This window comes from Candidatus Nomurabacteria bacterium, from assembly GCA_023898565.1.
Lineage (GTDB): Bacteria > Patescibacteriota > Minisyncoccia > Phycocordibacterales > UBA918 > OLB19.
Map to the genome: position 1 here is coordinate 801,660 of CP060228.1, position 11,278 is coordinate 812,937.

An 11,278-nucleotide genomic window follows, 5' to 3' on the forward strand; every position below is an offset into this window, starting at 1 on the left:
ATGCGTGTACAAGATCTTGCATCACTCTCCACTCGAATGTTTAAAACGAACCCAATGCGTACGTGGTTGACGATTCTTGGTATGGGAGTAGGGACCGGAGCCGTGGTAGTTTTGGTGGGACTCGGTTTCGGTTTGCAGCAAATTATTTTGGAGCAAATTGTGTTCGGTGAAACGCTGCTTTCGCTCGGTGTTTCCTCTACCGGAGCACAAGGCCTACGTCTTACGCCAGAAACAGTAACGAGCTTTGAAAATATGACTGAAGTGCTTGACGCTGCGCCGCTGGCACGTTTTCCGGCACTTATTACCTTTAAGGGTCTTACCGGCAACGTTTTCGTGCAAGGAGTCGAACCACCATATTTGCGCTACGCTGGTGTGACCGCACAAGCTGGCACGGTGTTTACTGATGAAGATGCTGGAGACGCTAATTCAATCATGATTTCACCAGCAACCCTTAAGTTGTTTGGTGTGGCTGATGACGAGATGGATAGTTTTATTGGCCAAAAAGTTTCTATTCGTCTTCTGGTGCCTGCAAATGATGGAACGGACAACGTAAACGAAATTCTGATTGATAAAGAGTACACCGTGAGAGGCATCACCAAAGAGGAGGCTGTTTTGAACGTCATGATGATGTTGCCAGAATTGCGTAATCACGTCGGTATTGAAGAGTACGAGCGCATACAGGTGCGTGTGGATACGAATGAAAATCTGCCAATCGTAGAAGAACGCTTGATTGAAGAGGGGTATAGAGTGTCAGCTCTCTCCAAGACAGTGGAGCAGGCGTCAAAAATCTTCCAGGGTATCCAGGTGGTACTTGCCACGTTCGGAGGTATTGCCCTCGTTGTGTCTGCTATTGGTATGTTCAACACGATGACCGTTACTTTGCTCGAGCGTACTAAAGAAATTGGAATCATGCGTACTATCGGTGCCTCGCCTAATGATGTGAAATATCTCTTCGTGTCGGAGTCTATTGTGGTAGGTTTTCTCGGCGGTCTTAGCGGTATTTTGATGGGGGTCGTTCTGGGGGTGACGGTGAATGTTTTCCTCAATATTGTGGCTGGACAATTTGGTGGCCAGTCGGTAAGGCTGTTCTCATTCCCACTGGACTTTTTGAGCTTTATTGCACTTTTTTCTGCGGCTGTAGGATACTTGACCGGTATTTTCCCAGCCAGCCGTGCATCAAAACTAAACCCGCTTGATGCAATCAGATATGAGTAGTGGATAGGCGCAGCGTTATCCACAGAAAGTTCATTTCTCTGTGTATAACTCGTCATCGAGGGAAGAAGTTATCGTTACAATGTTAGTAAAAGTAATTTAGAAATTTATTGTTATGTCGTACAACCGAGAAGAGCTTCCGCGCTACGTGCGCACAGCAGGGAAGATAACGATCGTTACCGCCTTAGCTGGTTTATTAGTGTTTATGGTCGCATTTATGTTTGATGTGGGGACACAGGAATTCAATCGTGTGTCTGCACAGACAGCTACTACGACTCTAACCGTGCTTAATACGCCGCCGCAATTTACCTTAAATGCACATGAGCAGACAGAGTCGTCAACCTCAACCCCGACCAACTCTGGTGATCAGATTGTCTGGAACGCAATTGGAGAGGATAGTAACGGTGCACCGTATTTCTTGCTCATTTGCAGCACTAATGCGTCACCAACTGCCAATCAGGCAGCTGATGCTGGAAGTCTGGGAACAGCGCCGCCTGACTGTGGTGTAGGTGCGACGCAGTGGGCCGTTTCCACTAGTACGACAAGTGGGGCAGTAGCAACAGCTGCAACAACCACGACTGAAGCTGCGCCATTCGCAGAAATTCAAGAGTGGTACGCGTGGGTATGTGACGACGACCCATTCAATCCGCGATGTAACAATATTCCAGTCCAGGGTTACAGCGCAACAAATTCATCTCCGTTCAACGTAAATAGTCGTCCTGTACTCACCGATTTCGGTAACGATGGACCAGCTGATCCTGGAGCTACTCTCGTATTCCACTCAACATCATCCGACCCGGATGTGGTTGGTGGGGAAGATGCAATCTATCTTGTGGTTTGTAGCTCAAACACTGACTACAATGCCACACTCAACACTTGTCCAAACGATTTTATCGCTTCAACTACCATTACTATTTTGAGTGATGCTTCGGCAACCTACACATTGCCAGCAATCATTCGAGATGATACATACGCTGCCTATGGGTACATTGTGGATGAACACGGCCACGAAGCTACTGCTAACCCGCTTAACCAGGACTTTGATGTAAACAACGTTGCTCCGGTGGTATTGAGTGGAGACATTGATCTCAACGGTGGTTCTGATATCACGCTCACTATTCCAGCTGGTGAAACACCAAGTACGACACTTGATTTCACCATTAGAGATGCTAATAGCTGTTTAACGGCAGCTTCAACTACTGATGAAATCGCTAGCTTCACCGTATCGATTTTCCGGTCTGGTGTCGGAACAACAACCTGTGATGGAAGCGCTGGTTCATATGATCCAAACAACTGTTATCCAAGCGGTGTGCCAACTGCAACCTGGAACCTTTCTTGTACTGCTACCACCACCTGTGCAAGTCCACTTCAGGACTACATGGATTACACGTGTGAATTCCCGCTCTGGTTTATTGCAGATCCTACCGACTCTGGTCCTGAAACACCAGCTGCACTTGCTGCACAAAATTGGTCAGCCGGTGTGTCTGGGACCGACGATGATGGTTTGACGGGTCCAATGTCAACGACCTCAAATCCTGTTGAATTAAATAGCTTTACTGCCATTGATATTGAAAGTGCCCAGATTGCCTATGGATCAATTGAGCCAGGAAGTGATTCTGGTACACTGTCTGCAACTTCATCGGCGCTCAATGTGGGAAATACAGGCCTTGACCAGGAAGTCCGTGGAGATTCAATGTGTGGCACCTATAGTCCATCTACACCATGTAGCAATTCAGCTACTTCTACAATTCCTGACGATCAGCAGAAGTTCGCCTCTACCTCGTTGTCATACGCAAGTGGGTTGGCTTTCGCGCTGTCTTCTACCACAAACCAGGAAGTAGAACTTAACATTCCAAAAACAACAGGTACTTCAAGTGCCTCTTGGGAACAAGATTATACTTACTGGGGTATCGCAGTTCCGGTAGCGATTACTCTTGCCGGTAACTACCAAGGCCTTAACACCTTTACTGCAGTGACTGCAGAAGCAATCGACTGGTAACGCATATCTCCAATTAGCACAAAAGCAACAGCCACTGTTATCCAGCAGTGGCTGTTGCTTTTTAGGTACTTTTTATCGATAATATGTAGCATACACATGAATAGGGTTGTGCAAAATTTCGTGATGCTTGTTCTTTTTTTACCTGTGCTTTTTTTTAGCATGGGTGCGCAGCATGTATTTGCTGGCTTTGGTATCACACCGCCGTATGTGCGAAATACAAGCCTAACTCGCAATTCAACGTACGAGCAGCAGATTCTTCTCGTTCGCAGTGACACGAATGTCGGGCAGATAGCTGAAATTTCTGTTGATGCTCCAGAAATTGAAAGTTGGATACAAATCGTTGAAGGTGAAGAAATTCACATGCCCAAGGGTGCTCAAAAAGTGCCAATGACAGTGCGAGTTACAGTACCGTCTGACGCTGAATTTAAGGATTACGAGGGTGCCATTCGCATCCGTACACTACCTGAAGATGGGAAGGTGTCACCGGGAGCTGTCAGTATTTCCCTCGGCGCACTGGTAGATATTAGTCTCTCTGTTATTGATAAACAAATCAAAGATTTTCGTGTTCGCAAAATTTCAGCGGCAGATTTAAACGAAGGACACAAAGTAGCCTGGCTCTATTTTCCGGGAAAAATTGATTTTGACATGATGATTGAGAATACCGGTAACGTGGACATTGCACCGTCGAAAATTGAATTTAGAATTTTTGATAGAGCAGGTAAGGTGTTACTTGAAGAAACAAAAAACATCGGAAAGCTTGTAAAGGTTGCGCCGTATGGAACAGAGACAATTACCGCAGAGCTCCCGACTAGGCTTCCAGCCGGTAGTTATGTCGCTAGATACAGAATCTTCAATGGTGAGGACATTAAGCAGGAAGGAGACATTAGCTTAAATATCCTTGCGTACGGCACATTGCAGACAGCAGGTTTTGGTTTCATTGGTCTTTCTTTTGCTCACAAGATTTCAGTACTTCTTCCAATCTTCGCACTTGTTATTGCCGGTATTTACGCGTGGCAGTCACGACAAAAGGATAAAGTTCGTCGTCGCAGGTAAGTATGAAGTACCTCTTCTTTTTCTTCACCCTAAACATTCTTGTGGTGCCAACTTTTCTGCTGGCAGCAACACTCGATTACGCAACTACTACGCTAAGTGTAAGTATTTGTGGAAACTCTATTGTGGATTCGGGCGAACAGTGCGATGTGCCTGGAGAGACTGGAGTGTACAGTCAAACAATTGCAGGTAGGCAGTGTACAGCTTCCTGCAATTTTGGTCCGTACTGTGGTGACGGTATTCTCCAGACCGTACACGGAGAAGAGTGTGATGATGGTAATAATGATAACGGTGATTTTTGCTCCGCGCTTTGTAAAATTGAGCCAGCAGGTTCTGGCGGCGGCGGTTCGTCTGGCGGCGGTTCGTCTGGCGGCGGCGGAAGCTCAAAAAGTGTTGGTGATACTTTAATCAGCATCATCGGAAGAGCGTATCCCTCTCGTACAATAAACTTTCTTCTTGATACAGAGACCGTAGGCACGGTTCGTTCAGGCAGTGACGGACGTTTTGAATTTACAACCGAGGCAGATCCAGGCACAGCTACGTTAGGCATCTGGGCTAATGACGATAGTGGTAACCGCTCAATCACTCTTAACAACACGTTTGATGTAACGCAAGGCGCAATTACAAACATCAATGGTGTCATTCTGCCGCCAACCATTTCTGTGCCCAGCCAGAATGTTGATCCGGGTGCTGCGGTAACAGTGTCGGGACAAAGTGTGCCAGGGTCAACCGTAGAACTGCATGTTGACAATAGTTCACTTATTGAAAAAGCAACGGCGGGTAGCGACGGTAAGTGGAGTATTCTTTTTGACACCTCTAAGATTTCAATAGCCGAACACACGCTGCGTGCTCGTACTATTACTGATACACCCCCACTTACTACCAATAGTAGCTTTAGTGCCTCACTGCAGCTGTTTGTTGGTGTTGAAGGTCGCGCGACCACGCCATCTGATCTTAATCGTGATGGGTTCATAAACTTGATTGACTTTTCTATTCTGATTTTCTGGTGGCAGACTGACGGCGGTGACTCAAATCCACCAGCAGATATCAATGGTAATGGGCGAGTGAGTCTGGAAGACTTTTCTATTTTACTTTTCAACTGGAGTGGCTAACACCTGCCTTGCGGCAGGTTTTGCCGTTTTTATAAACTCATGAATGAATGTGTGAAATTATGCATTTCAGAAATAAAATTTTGTGAATAAACTAATTTTTAAAAAAACTCTTGCGGTAAAATTAAGTTGTACTTGCAAAGGAGGTAATCAATTAGCATTACTGCTTGTATCACATACGAGGGCACTTCAGCCGAGTGTTACTTTGTAGGTATGCTTACAGTGTATTTTGTTGTAGTCGGAGTGGAGACCGTACTACACGCATGGGTTTTTGCCCATCTGTTTTTACACCACAAAAACAGGCTGTGAGTCTAATACAACGTAGAGTATATGCACAGAGCGTCCAACGCGTTCACTGTGCTCCAAGCTACCGCAGCTATCGTAGCTACAGCAATCATTTTTTGGTCGCTTGGCTTACCAACATTCCGCTTTGCGGAAGCTGCAAATGTCACGACGTTTAGCAACACCCTTTCTAGCTCTGCTCCAGCAGCAGCCGCTGACCATACCATTGCGTTCACTACTCCAACCGGAGTGGCCAACGGAGAAACAATCACGGTTGATTTCTCAGATGGACCGTTTGTGGTTGGTTCAGTCGACTTCACTGATATTGATGTAGCCACATCATCTGGTGAGTTCTCACTGGCAGCTGATTGTTCAGGCTCAGAAATGGCTAGCGCTGCTTTTTCAGGCACAACTCTCACCATCACTATGTGTGCTGGTGACGGCAGCTTGATCGCAGCAAATGGAACCACAACGATTGAGATTGGTACTAATGCTACAAACCAAACTCTTGGTGATCAGCAACTAACCAATCCAGCAGCTGGTTCATACGAAATCAACCTTACTGCAGGTTCTGTTGATACAGGCGCAACACGTGTTGCAATTGTTGAAACAGTTACTGTTACCGCTTCAGTTGACACCCAGTTTACATTTACAGTAACTGGCGTTGCTGGAGGTCAAACAGTTAACGGTGAAACCACTGGCGGTACAACGACAGCAACTACCATTCCATTTGGTCAGCTGGAAATTGATACCGCGAGTACTGCAGCACAGGATTTGGTTGTTGTGACCAACGCACGTAATGGTTTTGTTGTAACGGTAGAGGCAGATCAACAGCTTACATCGTCTAATGGTGCTGATATCGACAGCTTCCGCAACGGTAACGGAGATACTACTCCAACCGCCTGGGAAGCACCGTCACAGACGCTTGGCGATGAAGATACATACGGTCACTGGGGTATTACATCTGATGACGACACATTGACATCAGGTCTCACCAATCCGTTCAATGTTGGTTCTGGCGGCGATCGATTCGCAGCCGTACTGACTACGCCAACAGAAGTATTTCGTCACACTGGGCCATCAAATGGTACAACACAGGGTGAAGGAACCACTCGAGTTGGTTACAAGGTCGAGGTTTCCTCACTACAGGAAGCTGCCGACGACTACACTGCTACACTGACATATGTAGCAACGCCGGTTTTCTAGTAAAATTGGCTTCAAGCTTGGAGTTAACAAACAAAAAACCCTATCTCCCACCACGAGAAGGGTTTTTTGCTTGTGTACAGAGCGGATTATTTGTAAATGAGGTTGCTATACTGTGTGTAATGAAACGAGGTACGTATTTGTTTTTTCTCGCCAGTTTTTTCTGGATGTTGTCATCAACTAACGTTTACGCGGCTTCACTATATATTGACCCGGGCACTCCAACATTACATAGCGGCGACTCGGCGACACTCGCGGTGAGACTTGATGTAGATGAAATGGCAGAGGAGTGCGTTAATGCCGTGAGTGCAGTGATTAGCTACCCAACCAATATTGAACCAGTAGACGTTTCGATTGGCGAATCAATTTTTTCGATGTGGGTAGAACAGCCTACTATCAATCGAACGGAGCGAACAATAACTTTCGCTGGCGGCATTCCAAATGGATATTGCGGCCGAGTAATTGGAGACCCGCGACTCAGTAATATTCTCATGAAGTTAGTTGTAATGGTGCCGGGTTTTTCAATTGGTGGTGCTGCTGATAGTAATATCGCTGAAATTTACTTTACAGACGAGAGTCTTGCGTATCTCAATGATGGACAAGGTACTGCTGTGCCGGTTGAAAGCTATCCATCAAGAATTTCAATTATCAGAAAGCCAGGTGCAGAATTACAGAACGCGTGGCAAAAAGAAGTTGATGCAGACAGGGTTTTGCCTGAAGAATTTAGCATCTCACTACAGCGTGACGAAAAGGCTTTTTCTGGAAAGTACTATATCGTCTTCAACACCTCAGACAAGCAAACTGGTATTGATCATTATGAGGTTATTGAGGAGCCTATGAGTCAATTTGGTGCATTTCAATGGGGAAGAGCAGATGCGCCATGGATTACAGCGCGGAGTCCGTACGTACTAAAAGACCAAAGTCTAAACAGTATTGTTAGGGTTAAGGCGGTGGACAAAGCAGGTAATGAGCGTATTGCAAATCTTCTGCCGGACGAAAGTATGCGTACGATGTCATACTCACAAATTATAACGATTGCCGTTGTAGGAGCTTCACTCGTGTTAATGTTGCTGCTTCTTGTTGGTGGCCTGCTCTATGTTAAACGTAAGCGTCAAAAGCGAGTGAGTGAGAATGAGTTAGCTGCTACTCCAGATCAAAATGATGAGCGTAACAAGGATGAGTATGATGTATAAAACAAATCTTATAGTCAGTTTTGCAAAAAAAGCTGCTCTTCTTCTTGGGCTTGTTTTGGCATATTTCGTATGCTTCAGTGCAACGTCCTATGCTGCAACATTGAGCCTCTCGCCAAACACCGGTGTATACCCAGTAAACAGCACTTTTTCAGTAAGTGTGAGTGTTGCGCCTGATGGAAAATCAATTAATGCCGCTGAAGGGACGCTATCGTTCAATCCGCGCGAGCTCTCAGTCGTCTCTGTGAACCGTAGCAGCTCGATTTTTAATCTATGGGTGACGGAGCCAACGTTTTCAAACAGTGCAGGAACAATATCCTTTAGCGGTGGTTCACCGGCTGGTTACTCCGGTCGAAGTGGAACCATTATGACCATTACATTTCGAGCGGTAACTGCTGGCTCACCCCGGGTAAGTTTTAAGAACGGTTCGGTGCTGGCCAACGACGGTAAAGGTACAAACATCCTAACCGCAATGAATGGTGGCAGTTATACAATTCAAGCAGCCGTTTCAACACCAGTTCCGGAAGTAATTGAATATGTGGCGCCTGCCAATACACCAGCAGCTCCGAAGGTGACTTCTAGTTCTCATTCGGATAGCACAGGCTGGTATACAAACACCAAAGCAGAGCTTGCTTGGCTCGTGCCGGAGGGAGTGACTGCGGTACGGACACTGCTCGACGCAAACCCGAGTTCAATCCCAACTAAAGTGTACGAAGAAGCCGTCTCACACATAACCGTAGATGACTTAGATGAAGGTGTGCAGTACTTCCATGTGCAGTTTAAGAACAGTGAAGGCTGGGGTAAGGTCGCACATTACCGCTTAGCAGTTGACACCGAAAAGCCTACTCGCATTGATATTTCGTTGGCGGCAGAGGCTGATTTGGCAAATCCTGTTCAGGTACTTAAAATAGACGTAAATGATGAAACATCAGGAATTGAGAAATTTAAGATTAAGCTTGACGCAGACGACCCATTTGAAGTAACTGATTCAGTTGCCTCTGGCAGTGTGCGTTTGCCATCGTTGGAGCCGGGGTACCACACAGCAATTGTGGAGGCCTTTGATCAGGCTGGAAATAGCATCGTGGGCACGTTCTCATTTACTATCGCAGCGTTTGATCGCCCAATTTTTACTGAATATCCAAGTGAAGTTAGCGAACAAGTTATTCCTGTTATAAAGGGTCAGACCAGACCGAATGCAGTAGTGGAGGTTTTTGTTACGAAGCTGGGGAGTGAGCCGCTATCCTATGAGGTGACTGCAAACGACAGAGGGGAGTTTACCTTTATTCCAGAAGGAAGATTTAGTCTTGGTGTGTATGAGCTTACGGCACGCGCCACAGACACTTTTGGGGCACAAAGTGAACTCTCAGATGTGGTGCGAATCGCTGTTCAACAGCCGGGCTTTGTTCGGATTGGTTCATTACTGGTAAGTGCTTTGTCAGTTTTGATACCGCTACTTGTCTTAATTGCCGTGCTGTTGCTTGGTGTGTGGTACTCGTTTATCTACGCACGCCGTTTCCGAAAAGCTGTTCGCGTAGAATCCATCGAAGCATTGCAAATCTTGAGGCGCGAGTTTGCTGACCTGCAAACTACCTTGATGCAGCAGTCACGTGTTATGGCCGAGTCGCGTCGAACAAAAAAACTAACAATCGCTGAAGAGTCAATGGTTGAGCTTTTTGCCGCAGCACTTCGCAATTCACAACAGAAAGTAGAGAGGGAAATTGTTGATATCGCGGACCTTACAAATAAGTCAGATAAGAAATAATGAATATGAAAACAGCAATCAAAAATTGGTTTACCGTAAAGACTGTAGGTGCATGTTTGCTTGGAGTCTTGGTAATTTACTTTGCAACCACCGCGATCGTCGACGTTCGCCTTAGTGCTTATGAGCAGACGTCGCGGTTACAAATTGCAGATCAACAGACTGTTTTGCTTGCTATTGCAGAAGCTACTGGTAGAAACGGGGTAGACGTTGCAGGTGAGTCAATTATTCATGACTGTGCTGTAAACGAAAGGACGGAGTTTGACAGTTTGCTCAGCCGCTTAAATGTTGGATTATCTCAAACTGAACTGATAACTTTAGAACGTCTATTCGGTCGTTGTGGTTCATTTTTTTCTGACCGAAAGTCTTTGATGTCCTCACGACTTACTCGAGAAATTGAAATATACGAAACGTACGTTACACAACTAAGTATTCTTTTAGGGGACAATCTAAGTGGAGCCTTTTTAGTTCAAAAATGGAAGGCGCTTGCGGCTGAGGAGGAGCGACAAAGCGAACTTTTTGGGAGACTGGTTGGCGCACAAGACAAAATAATCGCAACGTTGCTTTCTGGTAAGAGTGCAAATTCAGATGAAATCCAGGAAATTTTACAAGAAGCAAAAGAAATTCAAGAAACACTCCTGGTAGCAAATAAGCAAGCCTCAACCCTCCGTGCTGAGCTGGTGCCGCTCTAAACTGGAGTATGAACGCATTTATTCAGAAGTATCTTCTGCAGAGAAAAAGAAAAAGTACGAGAACGGTACGCTTCTTGTTCTCTGCAGTTTTCACCGCTGCGATGTTGCTTGGTGCAGCAGCAATCACGAGTACTTCTGATGTTTCGTATATTCGGCTCGCTACTTCTGCTGCCACGGTTGAGTCAGGCCAACGTTTTTCAATTGATGTATACGCCTATGCTCACGTGCCTGTAAACGCCGTTGATATAACTCTTCACTTTGATCCAGATGCTGTCACCGTCCTTTCGGTTGACCGAGGTCAATCTGTGTTAACTATTTGGACTGAAGAGCCGGTGATTAAAAACGGCACAGTATCATTAAGCGGCGGTACGTTTAGGCGCGGGTTTGTTAAAGAGCACAAGATTGCAACTCTCGACATGGTGGCTAAAGAGACTGGTCAGAGCACGTTTAGCGTCTCAGACGTCATGCTTTTGGCGGGTGACGGCGCCGGTAGCCCTGTTTCAACAACTGAGACGGATAGCTCGTCAGTAAGCTTGTATGTGTATGACGAGAATACTTCTCCAGAAAACATAGGCGTAGACGTTAAAATTAAAGTGGTTTCCGACATTGATGGTGATGGAAAGGTTACATTGACTGACATAAGCGCATTTATGGCCGCTTGGCATAATAAAAACACACTTTATGACTTCAATAACGATGGCAAAATGTCCTTCCGAGACTTTTCGATCATACTGGCAAATTTCTTTTTCTAGTGTGTAAGTCAAAATATGTTGATAGCAGGA

General features: G+C 45.8%; 9 protein-coding genes. All 9 read left to right on the plus strand.

The window, feature by feature from the left end; translation table 11 throughout:
- Positions 1-1,215: an ABC transporter permease gene (locus tag H6780_04105; GenBank protein USN88642.1), complete on the plus strand. Its 1,215-nt coding sequence runs from the start codon at positions 1-3 to the stop codon at positions 1,213-1,215.
- 112 nt (positions 1,216-1,327) lie between these two features.
- The gene (locus H6780_04110) at positions 1,328-3,211 is read left to right on the plus strand and encodes a hypothetical protein (protein USN88643.1); all 1,884 of its coding nucleotides are present in this window, start codon (positions 1,328-1,330) and stop codon (positions 3,209-3,211) included.
- 96 nt (positions 3,212-3,307) lie between these two features.
- Positions 3,308-4,264 (plus strand): hypothetical protein, encoded by a 957-nt coding sequence (locus tag H6780_04115; GenBank protein USN88644.1) that lies wholly within the window; start codon positions 3,308-3,310, stop codon positions 4,262-4,264.
- A gap of 2 nt (positions 4,265-4,266) precedes the next feature.
- On the plus strand, positions 4,267-5,373 hold the full coding sequence (locus H6780_04120) for a DUF4215 domain-containing protein (protein ID USN88645.1): 1,107 nt from the start codon (positions 4,267-4,269) through the stop codon (positions 5,371-5,373).
- A 327-nt stretch (positions 5,374-5,700) separates the two neighbouring features.
- Entirely contained in the window at positions 5,701-6,858 is a 1,158-nt protein-coding gene (locus H6780_04125) for a hypothetical protein (GenBank protein ID USN88646.1), read from the plus strand.
- 119 nt (positions 6,859-6,977) lie between these two features.
- A complete protein-coding gene (locus tag H6780_04130; protein USN88647.1) occupies positions 6,978-8,048 on the plus strand; it encodes a hypothetical protein in 1,071 nt (356 codons plus the stop codon).
- Complete coding sequence (locus tag H6780_04135; GenBank protein USN88648.1) at positions 8,038-9,807, plus strand: hypothetical protein; 1,770 nt, start codon at positions 8,038-8,040, stop codon at positions 9,805-9,807. Before H6780_04130 ends, H6780_04135 begins: the two co-directional genes overlap by 11 nt.
- Positions 9,808-9,812: 5 nt before the next feature.
- A complete protein-coding gene (locus tag H6780_04140; GenBank protein USN88649.1) occupies positions 9,813-10,496 on the plus strand; it encodes a hypothetical protein in 684 nt (227 codons plus the stop codon).
- A gap of 8 nt (positions 10,497-10,504) precedes the next feature.
- Entirely contained in the window at positions 10,505-11,248 is a 744-nt protein-coding gene (locus H6780_04145) for a hypothetical protein (protein ID USN88650.1), read from the plus strand.
- The last annotated feature ends 30 nt before the right edge of the window (positions 11,249-11,278 follow it).

Coding starts and splice junctions, on each gene's coding strand:
- H6780_04105 (USN88642.1), top strand. CDS start 1: ATGCGTGTACAAGATCTTGCATCACTCTCCACTCGAATGTTTAAAACG.
- H6780_04110 (USN88643.1), top strand. CDS start 1,328: ATGTCGTACAACCGAGAAGAGCTTCCGCGCTACGTGCGCACAGCAGGG.
- H6780_04115 (USN88644.1), top strand. CDS start 3,308: ATGAATAGGGTTGTGCAAAATTTCGTGATGCTTGTTCTTTTTTTACCT.
- H6780_04120 (USN88645.1), top strand. CDS start 4,267: ATGAAGTACCTCTTCTTTTTCTTCACCCTAAACATTCTTGTGGTGCCA.
- H6780_04125 (USN88646.1), top strand. CDS start 5,701: ATGCACAGAGCGTCCAACGCGTTCACTGTGCTCCAAGCTACCGCAGCT.
- H6780_04130 (USN88647.1), top strand. CDS start 6,978: ATGAAACGAGGTACGTATTTGTTTTTTCTCGCCAGTTTTTTCTGGATG.
- H6780_04135 (USN88648.1), top strand. CDS start 8,038: ATGATGTATAAAACAAATCTTATAGTCAGTTTTGCAAAAAAAGCTGCT.
- H6780_04140 (USN88649.1), top strand. CDS start 9,813: ATGAAAACAGCAATCAAAAATTGGTTTACCGTAAAGACTGTAGGTGCA.
- H6780_04145 (USN88650.1), top strand. CDS start 10,505: ATGAACGCATTTATTCAGAAGTATCTTCTGCAGAGAAAAAGAAAAAGT.